This window comes from Streptococcus sp. 1343 (assembly GCF_013277355.1).
GTDB lineage: Bacteria > Bacillota > Bacilli > Lactobacillales > Streptococcaceae > Streptococcus > Streptococcus pseudopneumoniae.
In genome coordinates this window covers 46,182-60,007 of sequence record NZ_VMMT01000022.1, presented here as the reverse complement: position 1 = coordinate 60,007, position 13,826 = coordinate 46,182, and the positions used below count along the sequence as shown (strand labels likewise).

Here is a 13,826-nt window from a genome sequence, read left to right as displayed (position 1 = left end):
GGTTCACTATGAGTGAGATCAGAATTATTAACGCCAAAAAAATCTACCACGATGTCCCTGTTATTGAGAATTTGAACATTACAATTCCAAAAGGAAGTCTCTTTACCCTTCTTGGGCCTTCAGGGTGTGGGAAAACGACCCTTCTTCGTATGATTGCAGGTTTCAACAGTATCGAAGGTGGAGAATTTTACTTCGATGATACAAAAATCAATAATATGGAACCCAGCAAACGCAATATCGGGATGGTTTTCCAAAACTACGCTATTTTCCCACATTTGACTGTCCGAGATAATGTCGCTTTTGGTCTCAAGCAAAAGAAGGTTCCAAAAGAAGAATTGATTCAACAGACCAACAAGTATCTTGAACTCATGCAAATTGCTCAATATGCGGATCGGAAGCCCGATAAACTCAGTGGTGGACAACAACAACGTGTCGCCTTGGCACGCGCCTTAGCTGTTAATCCAAGTGTTCTCCTCATGGACGAGCCACTTAGTAACCTAGATGCCAAACTTCGCTTGGATATGCGTCAAGCCATTCGAGAAATCCAACACGAAGTGGGAATTACAACCGTCTATGTAACCCACGACCAAGAAGAAGCCATGGCTATTTCAGATCAAATTGCTGTTATGAAAGACGGAGTCATCCAACAAATCGGTCGGCCAAAAGAACTCTATCATAAACCAGCTAATGAGTTTGTAGCAACCTTTATCGGACGCACAAATATCATCCCTGCCAATCTTGAAAAACGGAGCGACGGCGCTTATATCGTCTTTTCAGATGGCTATGCTCTTCGAATGCCAGCCCTTGATCAGGCTGAAGCACAAGCTATTCATGTAAGTATTCGTCCTGAAGAGTTTATCAAAGATGAATCTGGAGATATTGAAGGCACTATTAGCGATAGCGTCTATCTTGGACTGAATACTGAATACTTCATCGAAACAGGATTTGCCTCAAAAATTCAAGTTAGCGAAGAATCAACTTTTGAAGAAGATCTACAAAAAGGCGATCGTATTCGTCTACGAATCAATACTCAAAAATTAAACGTCTTTTCTGCAGATGGTTCACAAAACCTGATAAAAGGAGTCAACCATGGAACGTAAAAAACTAAATATTTGGACAGCCTCCTCTTTCTTCATCTTTCTTACTTATCTTGTCTTTCTCGTTTATCCTATCGTTACCGTGCTCAAGCAAGCACTCATACATGAAGGACAATTCTCACTAGCTAATTTTGTCACTTTCTTTAGTAAAGCCTACTACTCTGAGACACTCGTCAACAGTTTCAAGGTTTCCATTACCGCTACTGTCACTTCCTTAGTTGTAGGAACCCTATTAGCTTATCTCTTTTCCATGTATGATTTCAAGGGAAAGAAATTTCTACAAATATTGATTATCATTGCTTCTATGTCAGCTCCGTTCGTGGGAGCCTACTCCTGGATTCTCTTGCTGGGACGAAATGGGGTCATCACTAAATTCCTGACAAATGCCCTTCATCTTCCAGCTATTGATATTTATGGATTCAAAGGAATTGTACTTGTCTTTACACTGCAACTATTCCCACTGGTATTTCTATACGTTGCTGGGACAATGAAAAGTATTGACAATTCTCTACTTGAAGCTGCTGAAAGCATGGGGTCTTTCGGATTTAAGCGTATCGTAACGGTTGTTTTACCTCTCCTAGTTCCAACCTTACTAGCTGCTGCCCTGCTTGTATTTATGAGAGCATTCTCAGACTTTGGAACGCCTATGTTAATTGGTGAAGGATATCGAACTTTCCCTGTCCTGATTTATACACAATTTATTAGCGAGGTTGGAGGAAATTCTGCTTTTGCATCTGCTCTAGCAATTATGGCGATTATCATTGCCTTGACAATTTTCCTTATCCAAAAACACATTGCAAACCGCTACAGTTTCAGCATGAATTCGCTCCATCCAATTGAGCCTAAAAAAACTACAAAAGGAAAAATGGCTGCCATTTATACAACAGTCTACGGAATTATCTTTATCTCTGTTTTACCTCAAATCTACTTGATTTATACCTCTTTCCTAAAAACATCAGGTATGGTATTTGTTAAAGGCTATTCTCTAAACAGTTACAAGGTGGCTTTCAATCGTATGGGCTCTGCTATTTTCAATACCATTCGTATCCCTTTGATTGCCTTAGTTCTAGTTGTCCTATTCGCAACATTTATCTCCTACCTAGCCGTTAGAAAACGGAATTTGTTTACAAACTTAATTGACAGCCTCAGTATGGTTCCTTATATTGTACCAGGAACCGTTCTAGGGATTGCCTTCATTTCTTCCTTCAATACTGGCCTATTTGGAAGTGGATTTCTTATGATTACAGGAACTGCTTTCATCTTGATTATGTCCCTATCTGTCAGAAGATTGCCTTATACTATTCGCTCATCTGTTGCTAGTTTGCAACAAATAGCCCCAAGTATTGAAGAAGCCGCGGAAAGCTTAGGAAGTAGTCGTCTCAATACCTTTGCCAAGATTACAACTCCAATGATGCTATCTGGTATTATTTCTGGAGCCATCTTATCTTGGGTCACAATGATTTCAGAACTCTCTACTTCTATCCTCCTCTACAATGTCAAAACAAGAACAATGACTGTAGCCATTTATACAGAAGTTCTCAGAGGAAATTACGGTGTAGCCGCAGCCTTGTCAACTATCTTGACTATTCTAACAGTAGCTTCCTTGCTCTTGTTTATGAAAATCTCTAAAAGCAGTAGCATTACACTTTAGTTTTCCCTATCAAAAACAGCCGAAAGGACTAACCTCGGCTGTTTTTTCTTATCTTGATATTCCTATCAAATCCCTAGTTCATAGCAAGCAAGTCTAGACTGATTAAATAGAGGATTCCTCCATCTTCTCACGTCCTAGTTCCCGGTAACTACGGTCGCCGACAACTTCTACGCTAAACTGGCCGTCCTCATATTCAAGGATCGTTACGCTACCATTATCTAGCCCATGAGGATGCATGCCATTGATCAGATAAACAATGGTTCCAATGGTCATTCCGTGGCTGACAACGAGGGCATTGCCCCCACCTTGTTCTTCCATTTCTTTGGCAATCGCTTCAAAGCCTTCCTTAATTCGGCCACTGAGTTTTTCCCATCCTTCAGCCCAACCAGCTGTGTCAACCTCTACCAAGCCCTCAGCCAGTTCAGCATAAGACAATTGGTGAACATGGTCCACATTAAAGATACGAGGAATAATACCCATAAAAAGATCGCCATCGTAAGCTCCATCAAAGCTTCCAAAACACCATTCTCTGATACGCTTGTCCATGCGATAAGGGATTTTCCCCTGCAAGCCAAGTTTTTCAAGAATGATTCCCATGGTCTGAATGGTGCGCCCAGAATCACTGGAATAAGCGCGCTCAAACTGTAGACCAGATTCTCGCAAGCCAATCCCTAATTCTTGAATTCCTCGCTCACCTTCAGCCGTTAAGGGAGTATCGCTCCAGCCTTGCGCGCGACCAATCGTGTTAAACATGGTCTTGCCATGACGTACCAAATACAATCGTACTTTTACCATTTTTCGTCCTCCGTTTGCTTCTATTATATCATGGATGATAAAACAAAAGCCACCCATACAGGCGACTTTTGCAGGAGATTATTATGAAAAAGTTTAGGAGTTCTATTAAATAAAGATATTAGATGAAAATCAAATTCAAACTAAATCAGTGTTATCTGTTTCAAATAATATTAGGAGGTCTTTATTTAATGATTATAGTATACACAGCTAATCTTAAATAGAACTTAAAATTTCTCCTATTTTCTTAATTTTTAAAACTATGAATTGGTGCTGGGATTTGTCCTCCACGAGAGATGAAATCGACAGACGAAGCCACATTGACCTTCATAACAGGCGCAGTTCCTAATAAGCCACCAAACTCAATCATATCGCCTTCTTTTCCTTTTGGAATGATACGAACAGCAGTTGTCTTCATGTTAATAACACCAATTGCAGCTTCATCTGCAATCATAGCCGCAATGGTTTCAGCAGGTGTATCCTCTGGAATGGCAATCATATCCAAACCAACAGAACAGATAGCCGTCATGGCTTCTAGTTTTTCCAAATTAAGAGAGCCATTTTGCACTGCAGCAATCATCCCCTCATCCTCAGAGACGGGGATAAAGGCACCAGACAAACCACCGACTTGGTTGCAGGCCATCACTCCGCCCTTCTTAACTTGGTCGTTCAAGAGAGCCAAGGCAGCCGTCGTTCCATGCGTGCCAACTGTTTCTAGACCCATTTCCTCAAGGACACGTGCCACAGAATCTCCAACCGCAGGAGTTGGTGCCAAACTCAAGTCCACAATACCAAACTCCACACCCAGTCTCTCGCTGGCCATTTGACCAACCAATTGACCGATACGAGTGATCTTGAAGGCAGTCTTCTTAACGGTTTCGGCTACTACATCAAAGCTCTGTCCACGAACTTTTTCCAAAGCACGTTTTACCACACCAGGACCAGAAACTCCGACATTGATGATAACATCTGCCTCCCCAACACCATGGAAGGCACCCGCCATAAATGGATTATCCTCAACAGCATTAGCGAATACAACCAACTTGGCTGCCCCCATATCTGATAGATTAGCCGTTTCCTTGATAATACGTCCCATATCTGCAACAGCCGTCATATTGATACCAGACTTGGTTGAGCCGATATTGACTGACGAGCAGACCTTGTCCGTTTCAGCCAAAGCACGAGGAATAGAATTGATAAGAATCTCATCTCCCTTTTGATAACCTTTTTGTACTAATGCAGAGAAACCACCTATAAAATCTACACCTATTTCTTTCGCAGCCTTATCAAGCGCTTTTGCTAAAACTACATAGTCCGTCGCATTTGTCGCTGCTCCAATCAGAGAAATAGGAGTCACCGATACACGCTTATTAACGATAGGAATTCCCAACTCAGCTGCAATTTCATCCCCAATAGCCACTAAATTGGCTGCCTTGCTCGTAATCTTTTGATAAATTTTCTCCGCAGCACGATTGATATCTGGATCGATACAGTCCAAAAGGGAAATCCCCATGGTAATGGTTCTGATATCGAAGTTTTGCTCCTCAATCATGGCGATGGTTTCAGTAACTTGTCTAATATCCATGTGCACCTCCTAGATATTATACATAGCTTCGAAAATCGCTGCACTCTGAATATTGATTTTCACATTCAAAATTTGCCCAAAAGCTTCAAATTCATTACGAAGATAAGTAAAATCTTGCTTTTCATCGCTAGAGACGACAGCCATCATCGTGAAATATTCATCCAAGACAGTTTGAGAGATATCATCAATATTCAAACCCAATTCTGCAATTTTACCAGAAACACCTGCAACAATTCCAGATTTATCTTTACCAACAACAGTTATAATCGCTTTCATAAGCAAACTCCAATTCTTCTTTTAATAGGAAACCTGAACATTAAACAGGATTCTTTTCAAATAGTATAGCATAATTCTAACTAAAATACTCAAAAACGCCTGCTTACGAAGTTGTTCTTAAGCAAAAAACAATTTCGTAAACAAGCGTCTACTATCCCAACTTATGATGAGTGTTCCCGCTAGGACCGAAATCCTAGCGGTAGACCAGAGCTAGACTAAGAGCACAAGACTCCATCATCATAACACTCAACAAAATTGATGATTTTATACTAATTCGATGATCGCCATTGGTGCTGCATCACCACGACGTGGTTCAGTTTTAAGGATACGAGTGTATCCACCGTTACGTTCAGCATAACGAGGTGCGATTTCTGAGAACAATTTTTGAAGTGCTGTAGTAGAAGTGTACTTATCAGTTGCTTCATCATAGTTTTCAGATGCGATTTCATTACGTACGAAAGCAGCCGCTTGACGACGTGCATGCAAATCACCACGTTTACCTAGAGTAATCATTTTTTCAACAGTTTTACGGATTTCTTTAGCACGAGCTTCAGTTGTCACGATTGATTCGTTGATCAAAAGGTCAGTTGTCAAATCGCGAAGCATTGCTTTACGTTGTGAGCTAGTGCGTCCTAGTTTACGGTAAGCCATGTATTCCTCCTTTATTTATCTTTTAATCCAAGACCCAAATCAATGAGTTTGAGTTTCACTTCTTCCAAACTCTTGCGTCCAAGATTTCGTACTTTCATCATCTCTGCTTCAGATTTTTCTGTCAAATCATGCACAGTATTGATACCGGCACGTTTCAAACAGTTGTATGAACGCACAGACAAGTCCAGTTCCTCAATCGTACGATCCAAAATACGATCGTCAGATTCAGTATCAGCTTCTTTCATCACTTCAGTTGACTTAGCAATCTCAGTAAGATTTGTAAACAAATCAAGATGTTCTGTCAAAATACGTGCTGAAAGCCCTAAAGCATCTTCTGGAATAATTGTTCCATTTGTCAAGATTTCAAGGGTTAATTTGTCAAATCCATCATTGCTACCTACACGAGCAGGTTCCACTTGATAGTTGACTTTTGTAACTGGTGTATAAATAGAATCTACAGCAAGTGTTCCAACTGGTGCATTATCCTTTTTATTTTCATCAGCAGGTACATATCCACGACCACTGTTAACAGTCATAGTCGCTTTTAGAGAAGAACCTTCACCGATTGTAAAAAGATAATGATCTGGATTTACAATTTCAATATCGCTATCTGTCAAAATGTCACCAGCTGTTACTTCAGCAGGACCTTCAACATCCAGTTCGATGATTTTTTCGTCTTCAACGTACGATTTCACTGCAATTCCTTTAATGTTCAGAATGATTTGCATCACGTCTTCACGAACACCTGGAACTGTGTCAAATTCATGTAACACACCATCAATATTGATAGATGTCACAGCTGCTCCTGGTAGAGAAGCTAGAAGTACACGACGAAGAGAGTTACCAAGAGTTGTACCGTAGCCACGTTCAAGTGGTTCGATTACAAACTTGCCATAATCTTTATTTTCATCAATTTTTGTTATATTTGGTTTTTCAAACTCGATCATTTAGTTACTCCCTCTTAAACGAAAAGCAGTGTAATGCGATGATTATACACGGCGACGTTTTGGAGGACGAGCACCATTGTGTGGCACTGGAGTCACATCACGAATTGCTGTTACTTCAAGACCAGCGGCAGCAAGCGCACGAATAGCTGACTCACGACCAGAACCTGGACCTTTTACAGTAACTTCAACTGATTTAAGACCGTGTTCTTGTGCAGATTTAGCAGCAGCTTCAGAAGCCATTTGAGCAGCGAATGGTGTAGATTTACGAGAACCTTTGAAACCAAGAGCACCAGCTGATGACCAAGCAATTGCATTACCATGCACATCAGTAATCATAACAATAGTGTTATTAAATGTAGCGTGAATATGAGCAATACCAGATTCGATATTCTTTTTCACACGACGTTTACGTGTTGGTTTAGCCAAGACTTTTACCTCCTATATTATTTTTTCTTACCAGCAATCGCAACAGCTTTACCTTTACGAGTGCGAGCGTTGTTTTTAGTGTTTTGTCCACGGACAGGAAGTCCACGACGGTGACGGATACCACGGTATGAACCGATTTCCATCAAACGTTTGATGTTCAAGTTTACTTCACGACGAAGGTCACCTTCAACTTTGATTGCATCCACTTCACGACGGATAGCATCTTCTTGATCTGATGTAAGATCACGTACACGAACATCTTCTGAGATTCCAGCAGCAGCCAAAATTTTCTTAGATGTTGCAAGTCCGATACCATAAACATAAGTCAATGAGATTACTACGCGTTTGTCATTTGGAATGTCAACTCCAGCAATACGAGCCATGTTTTCTCCTTTCTATCTTATCCTTGACGTTGTTTGTGTTTTGGATTTGCTGGGCAAATTACCATAACACGACCATTACGACGAATGACTTTACAGTATTCGCAAATTGGTTTGACCGATGGTCTTACTTTCATTTCTTATCCCTCCAAGTTTTTCGATTATTTAAAGCGGTAAGTGATACGTCCACGTGTCAAGTCATATGGACTCATTTCGACAGTAACACGATCTCCCGCTAAAATACGAATATAGTTTTTACGAATTTTACCAGAAACTGTTGCTAAAATCTGATGTCCATTTTCAAGTTCAACCGTAAACATTGCATTCGGCATTGTATCAACTACTTTGCCTTCAACTTCAATCACATCGTCTTTTGCCACGCAAAAGCACCTCCATAAATTTCGATTCGATGCCTCTAGACACAGAGACAACAATTATAAGTCAGACTATCTCAGTATAACATTTGTAGCGGATTTTTGCAAGTGTGAAAAGCGCTTTATTTCAAATTTGTCAATACTTTTTCGATATCTGAGAAGACATCATTGATATCTTGATTACCTTCGATGTCATGAACCAAACCTTTGGCACGGTAGTGAGCAATGATTGGTTCTCCTTGAGCAATATTAACGTCCAATCGACGTTTTACTGTCTCAGGTTTATCATCTTCACGTTGGTAGTAATCTTCTTCTTTATAGTCAACTGGTGGGTTAAAGACCTTGTGGAAAGTTTCTCCAGTTACGCGGTGGATGATACGGCCACTCAAACGTTCCAAGAGGCTATCTGGATTCACTTCTATGTTGATGACGCCTTCTAGTTCAATGCCAAGTTCAGCCAATGTTTTGTCCAAGGCATGAGCTTGTTCGATTGTACGTGGGTAACCATCCAACAAGAATCCTGTTTCTTTAATATCATCTTGTGAAAGACGTTCTTTTACGATTCCATTTGTAACTTCATCAGGAACTAATTCACCCTTGTCAATATATGACTTAGCAAGAACACCCATTTCAGTTTGATTTGCCATTGCAGCGCGGAACATATCACCTGTTGAGATATGTGCAACATGGAATTGTTCTACGATTTTTGCTGCTTGAGTTCCCTTACCTGCACCAGGTAAGCCCATAATCAAAAGATTCATGATTTGATCTCCTTATTTTATTTTTAAATAGAAGCAAACAGTCTTTTCACCCCTATTTAAAAACAAAATAGAAGAGGGGAGATCCAACTCTTACAAATGTCAGAGTTTAAACCTCCACTCCCTCAGCATTTACTGATTCAGTAAATACTTTTATTCTGTTCTGTCCATGAAACCAACATACTTACGTTTCAATAGGTAACCTTCCAATTGCTTGATTCCTTCGATACCTGTAGAGATAATGATCAAGAGACTTGTTCCACCAAAGGCAACAACATCAGAAAGACCAAATACATCTTTAGCTGCAATCGGCAAAATGGAAATCACACCAAGGAAGAGGGAACCAACCGTTGCAAGACGACGAAGAAGTTTAGACATATATTCTTCTGTACCTTTACCAGGACGAACTCCATGGATATAGGCACCGCTCTTTTGTAGGTTCTCTGCCGCTTTTTCAGGATTAATCTGTACAAACGTATAGAAGAATGTAAAGAGAATAATCAATAAAGCATACATAGCAATACCAGTTGGAGAAGTGGTTGCCAACATCTCTTGTGCTACCCTTACCCAAGCCCAATCATGACCTGTGGCGCTCAAAAACTGAAGAATAGCCGCAGGCGCTGCAGTAATGGAACTGGCAAAGATAACAGGGATAACTCCAGCAGGGTTTACCTTCAATGGAAGGTAAGAGCTAGATGGAGCACCTTGTGCAACCTTAGTATATTGGATTGGAATTTTGTATTCTGCTTGTTGAACATAAGTTGTAAAGTAAATGATCAACAATACAGTAATAATCAAAATGATTACGAAAATGATAGATGAAGTGATACGGCTACTTGGGACGTTCACAAAGTAGTCCACATAGATGCCCTGAATCATCTCTGGAATTGAGGCAACAATCCCGGCAAAGATAATCATAGAAACACCATTTCCGTATCCCTTATCTGTAATTTGCTCTCCCAACCAAGTGACAATCATACTACCAGCTGTTAAGATGATACCAATCGTCAGAAAAACTTGGGGAGTTAAAGCAGTTTTAATCAATTGAGCTCCAGCCAAGGTATTAAAACCAGCTGTAATCCCGATAGATTGCACAAAGGCTAGACCAAGGGCAATATAACGAGTAGCTTGGTTCAATTTTCTTCGACCTACTTCCCCTTGTTTTCCCCACTCTACAAATTTCGGTAAAATATCCATTTGTAAGAGTTGGACAACGATAGAAGCAGTAATATAGGGACTAACTCCTAGGGCAAAAATCGAAAAGTTTTTTAGGGCATTCCCCGACACCAAGCTCAACATGTTTAAGAAGGATAATCCACTTAAAGCATTCAAGCTATTGGCATTCACACCAGGAACTGTAATGCTAGTTCCGATACGAAAGACCAAAACGATAAAAATTGTAAATAAAATTTTTGATCGAACCTGCTTGACTTTAAGAGCTTCTCTTAATAATTTAAAAAACATAGGTCACCTCTCTTAGATGACTTCTACTGAACCACCTTTAGCAGTGATAGCTTCTTCAGCTGATTTAGAGAATTTAGCTGCTTTCACAGTCAATTTCTTAATCAACTCACCGTTACCAAGAATTTTAATACCTGACTTTTCAGCTTTAACAATTCCTGCTTCGATAAGAACAACTGGAGTTACTTCAGCACCATCTTCAAAGACGTTCAATTGGTCAAGGTTCACAATTGCGTATTCTTTAGCGTTGATGTTAGTGAATCCACGTTTTGGAAGACGACGGAACAATGGAGTTTGTCCACCTTCAAAACCAAGGCGAACTCCGCCACCGCTACGAGCTTTTTGACCTTTTTGACCACGACCAGATGTTTTACCGTTACCTGATGAAGTACCACGACCAACGCGGTTACGTACTTTACGAGAACCTTCTGCAGGTTTCAATTCATGAAGTTTCATTTTTATTTTCTCCTCTTTTGTAAAATGCTAGCGCCGATAAGGGAGAAAAGGTTGTCTCCCCCATCAACTCGCCTATACGACGTCATCATAGATGACTATATCTAGTTTTAGGGGATGGTATAGTGCACATCCCCTAAAAATTCATTAGTTTACTTCTTCAACTGTTACCAAGTGAGATACTGCAGTGATCATACCACGGATAGCAGCGTTATCTTCTTTAATAACAGAGCTGTTCAATTTGCCAAGTCCAAGTGCTACAACAGTTTTACGTTGTGATGGAATGCGTCCGATTGGAGACTTAGTCAAAGTAATTTTAATTTGAGCCATTTTATCCCCTTTCTTATGCCAAATCAGAAACTGAAATACCACGAAGGGCAGCAACTTCTTCAGCGCGTTTCAATTGTTTCAAACCTTCAACAGTTGCACGAACAATGTTGATTGGAGTGTTAGAACCAAGTGATTTAGATGTAATATCTGCCACACCTGCCAATTCCACAACGGCACGAACTGCACCACCAGCGGCAACTCCAGAACCTTCTACAGCAGGTTTCAACAATACTTTAGCTCCACCGAATTCTGAAAGAACTTCGTGTGGGATTGTTGTTCCAACCATAGGAACTTCGATCAAGTTTTTCTTAGCATCATCTACTGCTTTACGGATTGCTTCTGGAACTTCTTGAGCTTTACCAGTACCAAATCCTACGCGACCGTTGTGGTCACCAACAACAACAAGAGCTGCGAAACGAAGACGACGTCCACCTTTAACAACTTTTGTAACACGATTGACAGCAACTACGCGTTCTTCTAATTCAACTGCATTGTCTTTAAATGCCATTTTCTAGTGTCCTCCTATTAGAATTTCAATCCGTTTTCACGAGCTGCATCAGCCAAAGCTTTCACACGTCCGTGATATAGATATCCACCGCGGTCGAACACCACTTCTGAAATACCTTTAGCGTTTGCACGTTCTGCAACGAGTTTACCGACAGCAACAGCTTGTTCAGTTTTAGTTCCTTTTGAAACTTCTTTATCAAGAGTTGAAGCACTTGCGAGCGTTACACCCGCTACGTCATCAATCACTTGAGCGTAGATGCCTGTATTAGAACGGAATACGTTCAAACGTGGGCGATCAGCAGTTCCAGAGAGTTTTCCGCGAACGCGACGGTGGCGTTTTTGGCGGAGTTTGTTTTTATCTGGTTTTGAAATCACAGTTTTCACCTCTTTAGTTTTAAATCGTGTGCTATGCACAAAGTTGGAAAATAGGTTGGTGGTTGAAAATCAACCACTCAACATTATTTACCTGTTTTACCTTCTTTACGGCGAACGAATTCACCAACGTAACGGATACCTTTACCTTTATATGGTTCTGGTGAACGAAGGCTACGTACGTAAGCAGCTGTTTGTCCAACTACTTCTTTTGAAATTCCGCTAACAACGATTGTTGTTGGGTTTGGAAGTTCAAAAGTAATTCCTTCTGGAGCTTCAACTTCGTCTGGGTGAGATTTACCAACAGCCAAAACAAGTTTAGATCCTTGAAGTTGTGCACGGTAACCAACCCCACGCATTTCAAGTTCTTTCTTGAATCCTTCTGATACACCAACAACCATGTTGTTCAAAAGGGCACGAGTAGTTCCGTGGATAGTTTTCATTTCTTTTGAATCGTTTGGACGGTGAAGGGTTACTTCAGTACCTTCCACACGGATTTCAATATCTTTTGAGAACTCACGAGTAAGTTCTCCTTTAGGTCCTTTTACAGTTACAAGGTTGTCATTGTTAGTGAGTTCAACACCAGCAGGCAACACGATAACTTTATTACCAATACGTGACATGTTTATTTTCTCCTGTTAAATTGTCAGGCCAGAACGGCCAGTTTTCACGGGGCTAAATCGATTTCTCGATTTAAAGGAACATTTAGGTTTCAATTTCAAAGTGAATCTAGGCATCGTCTCGCAGGCATAACTTTGGGTTAGGCAAGAGACGATAACGAAGAGTCACAAAGAAATTGGGAGCTAAATATTACCAAACGTAAGCGATAACTTCTCCACCAACATTCTTTTGGCGTGCTTCTTTATCAGTAAGCAAACCTTCAGAAGTTGAAAGGATAGCAATTCCAAGTCCGTTAAGAACTTTTGGAAGGTCTTCACGTTTTTTGTAGACACGAAGTCCTGGTTTAGAAATACGTTTCAAGTTAGTGATAACTTTTTCACCGTTTGGTCCGTATTTAAGAAATACACGGATGATGCCTTGTTTGTCATCTTCGATGATTTCAACGTTTTTTACAAAACCTTCGCGTTTAAGGATTTCAGCAATCCCTTTTTTGATGTTTGATGCAGGTACTTCAAGTACTTCGTGTTTAGCTTGGTTAGCGTTACGAATACGAGTTAGGAAGTCTGCGATTGGGTCAGTCATAACCATTTTGTTTTTCTCCTCTTACTAGTAGTTTGCAAGTTGCACTTGCTAGTTAATACATGATACAAAGAGCGTAACAGCAAGAGCAAAAATAGGCAATTTGATGCAGGAGCGATGCTCCAAAGAAAATTGGTCTTTTTTTGCCAAAGCTGTAGCTCGTGTTCAAATTGGCTAGCCCAACTGAACCCGGGCTAAACTCTGTGTGAAAAAGATAAACTTTCCTAGAAACCTCAGTTTCTTCGTCAAGTTTCCTATTTTCACTTAGAGTTTTGACGCCCTTGATATCTTAAATTACCAAGATGCTTTTGTTACACCAGGAATTTGACCTTTATGCGCAAGTTCGCGAAAAGCGATACGACTCAGACCAAATTTGCGGTAAACTGAATGTGGGCGCCCCGTAACTCTACAACGATTATGTAAACGAGTCGGTGAGGCGTTGCGAGGTAATTTAGATAAACCTTCATAGTCCCCTGCTGCCTTTAATGCAGCACGTTTTTCAGCATAACGGTCAACAATTTTTTGGCGTTTAGCCTCTCTAGCTACCATTGATTTTTTAGCCATTA

20 protein-coding genes are annotated in these 13,826 nt (G+C 40.4%); 2 read left to right on the top strand and 18 right to left on the bottom strand.

Annotation, left to right across the window (positions count from 1 at the left end; genetic code table 11):
* Nucleotides 1-8 precede the first annotated feature (8 nt).
* Nucleotides 9-1,100, top strand: coding sequence for an ABC transporter ATP-binding protein (locus HT709_RS03575; RefSeq protein ID WP_001290047.1), 1,092 nt, complete (start codon nt 9-11; stop codon nt 1,098-1,100).
* A complete protein-coding gene (locus tag HT709_RS03570) occupies nt 1,090-2,748 on the top strand; it encodes an iron ABC transporter permease (protein ID WP_138700348.1) in 1,659 nt (552 codons plus the stop codon). Before HT709_RS03575 ends, HT709_RS03570 begins: the two co-directional genes overlap by 11 nt.
* Nucleotides 2,749-2,850: 102 nt before the next feature.
* Here HT709_RS03570 and HT709_RS03565 read toward each other — a convergent pair whose 3' ends face one another.
* The 18 genes from HT709_RS03565 to rpsN form a co-directional block, all read right to left on the bottom strand.
* Entirely contained in the window at nt 2,851-3,543 is a 693-nt protein-coding gene (locus HT709_RS03565; RefSeq protein ID WP_031233452.1) for a histidine phosphatase family protein, read from the bottom strand.
* A gap of 244 nt (nt 3,544-3,787) precedes the next feature.
* A complete protein-coding gene (locus HT709_RS03560) occupies nt 3,788-5,125 on the bottom strand; it encodes a PFL family protein (RefSeq protein WP_172925523.1) in 1,338 nt (445 codons plus the stop codon).
* Between the two features lie 9 nt (nt 5,126-5,134).
* Complete coding sequence (locus tag HT709_RS03555; RefSeq protein WP_000644123.1) at nt 5,135-5,401, bottom strand: ACT domain-containing protein; 267 nt, start codon at nt 5,399-5,401, stop codon at nt 5,135-5,137.
* Between the two features lie 264 nt (nt 5,402-5,665).
* Nucleotides 5,666-6,052 (bottom strand): 50S ribosomal protein L17, encoded by a 387-nt coding sequence (rplQ, locus tag HT709_RS03550; protein ID WP_000331493.1) that lies wholly within the window; start codon nt 6,050-6,052, stop codon nt 5,666-5,668.
* Nucleotides 6,053-6,063: 11 nt separating this feature from the next.
* Nucleotides 6,064-6,999 (bottom strand): DNA-directed RNA polymerase subunit alpha, encoded by a 936-nt coding sequence (locus tag HT709_RS03545; RefSeq protein ID WP_000568988.1) that lies wholly within the window; start codon nt 6,997-6,999, stop codon nt 6,064-6,066.
* 42 nt (nt 7,000-7,041) lie between these two features.
* On the bottom strand, nt 7,042-7,425 hold the full coding sequence (gene rpsK / locus HT709_RS03540) for a 30S ribosomal protein S11 (RefSeq protein WP_001118385.1): 384 nt from the start codon (nt 7,423-7,425) through the stop codon (nt 7,042-7,044).
* A 17-nt stretch (nt 7,426-7,442) separates the two neighbouring features.
* The gene (gene rpsM, locus HT709_RS03535) at nt 7,443-7,808 is read right to left on the bottom strand and encodes a 30S ribosomal protein S13 (RefSeq protein WP_000090781.1); all 366 of its coding nucleotides are present in this window, start codon (nt 7,806-7,808) and stop codon (nt 7,443-7,445) included.
* A 17-nt stretch (nt 7,809-7,825) separates the two neighbouring features.
* Nucleotides 7,826-7,942 carry a 50S ribosomal protein L36 gene (gene rpmJ / locus HT709_RS03530; RefSeq protein WP_001808836.1) on the bottom strand — a complete coding sequence of 39 codons (117 nt, stop codon included), beginning with the start codon at nt 7,940-7,942 and terminating at the stop codon, nt 7,826-7,828.
* 24 nt (nt 7,943-7,966) lie between these two features.
* A complete protein-coding gene (gene infA, locus HT709_RS03525; protein WP_001029883.1) occupies nt 7,967-8,185 on the bottom strand; it encodes a translation initiation factor IF-1 in 219 nt (72 codons plus the stop codon).
* A 116-nt stretch (nt 8,186-8,301) separates the two neighbouring features.
* Nucleotides 8,302-8,940, bottom strand: a complete 639-nt coding sequence (locus tag HT709_RS03520; protein WP_001050436.1) for an adenylate kinase — start codon at nt 8,938-8,940, stop codon at nt 8,302-8,304.
* Nucleotides 8,941-9,090: 150 nt separating this feature from the next.
* Entirely contained in the window at nt 9,091-10,401 is a 1,311-nt protein-coding gene (gene secY / locus HT709_RS03515; RefSeq protein ID WP_000465393.1) for a preprotein translocase subunit SecY, read from the bottom strand.
* Nucleotides 10,402-10,413: 12 nt separating this feature from the next.
* A complete protein-coding gene (gene rplO, locus HT709_RS03510) occupies nt 10,414-10,854 on the bottom strand; it encodes a 50S ribosomal protein L15 (protein ID WP_000766086.1) in 441 nt (146 codons plus the stop codon).
* A gap of 144 nt (nt 10,855-10,998) precedes the next feature.
* Nucleotides 10,999-11,181, bottom strand: a complete 183-nt coding sequence (gene rpmD / locus HT709_RS03505; RefSeq protein WP_000057241.1) for a 50S ribosomal protein L30 — start codon at nt 11,179-11,181, stop codon at nt 10,999-11,001.
* A 13-nt stretch (nt 11,182-11,194) separates the two neighbouring features.
* Nucleotides 11,195-11,689, bottom strand: coding sequence for a 30S ribosomal protein S5 (rpsE, locus tag HT709_RS03500; protein WP_000874202.1), 495 nt, complete (start codon nt 11,687-11,689; stop codon nt 11,195-11,197).
* A gap of 17 nt (nt 11,690-11,706) precedes the next feature.
* Nucleotides 11,707-12,063, bottom strand: a complete 357-nt coding sequence (gene rplR / locus HT709_RS03495) for a 50S ribosomal protein L18 (protein ID WP_000624044.1) — start codon at nt 12,061-12,063, stop codon at nt 11,707-11,709.
* Between the two features lie 83 nt (nt 12,064-12,146).
* Entirely contained in the window at nt 12,147-12,683 is a 537-nt protein-coding gene (gene rplF / locus HT709_RS03490) for a 50S ribosomal protein L6 (protein ID WP_000086635.1), read from the bottom strand.
* 187 nt (nt 12,684-12,870) lie between these two features.
* Complete coding sequence (gene rpsH / locus HT709_RS03485; RefSeq protein WP_000245503.1) at nt 12,871-13,269, bottom strand: 30S ribosomal protein S8; 399 nt, start codon at nt 13,267-13,269, stop codon at nt 12,871-12,873.
* Nucleotides 13,270-13,554: 285 nt separating this feature from the next.
* On the bottom strand, nt 13,555-13,824 hold the full coding sequence (gene rpsN, locus HT709_RS03480) for a 30S ribosomal protein S14 (protein ID WP_001085703.1): 270 nt from the start codon (nt 13,822-13,824) through the stop codon (nt 13,555-13,557).
* Nucleotides 13,825-13,826: the final 2 nt, after the last annotated feature.

Coding starts and splice junctions, on each gene's coding strand:
- rpsH (WP_000245503.1), bottom strand. CDS start 13,269: ATGGTTATGACTGACCCAATCGCAGACTTCCTAACTCGTATTCGTAAC.
- rpmD (WP_000057241.1), bottom strand. CDS start 11,181: ATGGCTCAAATTAAAATTACTTTGACTAAGTCTCCAATCGGACGCATT.
- HT709_RS03555 (WP_000644123.1), bottom strand. CDS start 5,401: ATGAAAGCGATTATAACTGTTGTTGGTAAAGATAAATCTGGAATTGTT.
- rpsE (WP_000874202.1), bottom strand. CDS start 11,689: ATGGCATTTAAAGACAATGCAGTTGAATTAGAAGAACGCGTAGTTGCT.
- HT709_RS03565 (WP_031233452.1), bottom strand. CDS start 3,543: ATGGTAAAAGTACGATTGTATTTGGTACGTCATGGCAAGACCATGTTT.
- rplQ (WP_000331493.1), bottom strand. CDS start 6,052: ATGGCTTACCGTAAACTAGGACGCACTAGCTCACAACGTAAAGCAATG.
- rplO (WP_000766086.1), bottom strand. CDS start 10,854: ATGAAACTTCATGAATTGAAACCTGCAGAAGGTTCTCGTAAAGTACGT.
- HT709_RS03570 (WP_138700348.1), top strand. CDS start 1,090: ATGGAACGTAAAAAACTAAATATTTGGACAGCCTCCTCTTTCTTCATC.
- rpsM (WP_000090781.1), bottom strand. CDS start 7,808: ATGGCTCGTATTGCTGGAGTTGACATTCCAAATGACAAACGCGTAGTA.
- secY (WP_000465393.1), bottom strand. CDS start 10,401: ATGTTTTTTAAATTATTAAGAGAAGCTCTTAAAGTCAAGCAGGTTCGA.
- rpsN (WP_001085703.1), bottom strand. CDS start 13,824: ATGGCTAAAAAATCAATGGTAGCTAGAGAGGCTAAACGCCAAAAAATT.
- HT709_RS03545 (WP_000568988.1), bottom strand. CDS start 6,999: ATGATCGAGTTTGAAAAACCAAATATAACAAAAATTGATGAAAATAAA.
- rplF (WP_000086635.1), bottom strand. CDS start 12,683: ATGTCACGTATTGGTAATAAAGTTATCGTGTTGCCTGCTGGTGTTGAA.
- rpmJ (WP_001808836.1), bottom strand. CDS start 7,942: ATGAAAGTAAGACCATCGGTCAAACCAATTTGCGAATACTGTAAAGTC.
- HT709_RS03520 (WP_001050436.1), bottom strand. CDS start 8,940: ATGAATCTTTTGATTATGGGCTTACCTGGTGCAGGTAAGGGAACTCAA.
- HT709_RS03560 (WP_172925523.1), bottom strand. CDS start 5,125: ATGGATATTAGACAAGTTACTGAAACCATCGCCATGATTGAGGAGCAA.
- HT709_RS03575 (WP_001290047.1), top strand. CDS start 9: ATGAGTGAGATCAGAATTATTAACGCCAAAAAAATCTACCACGATGTC.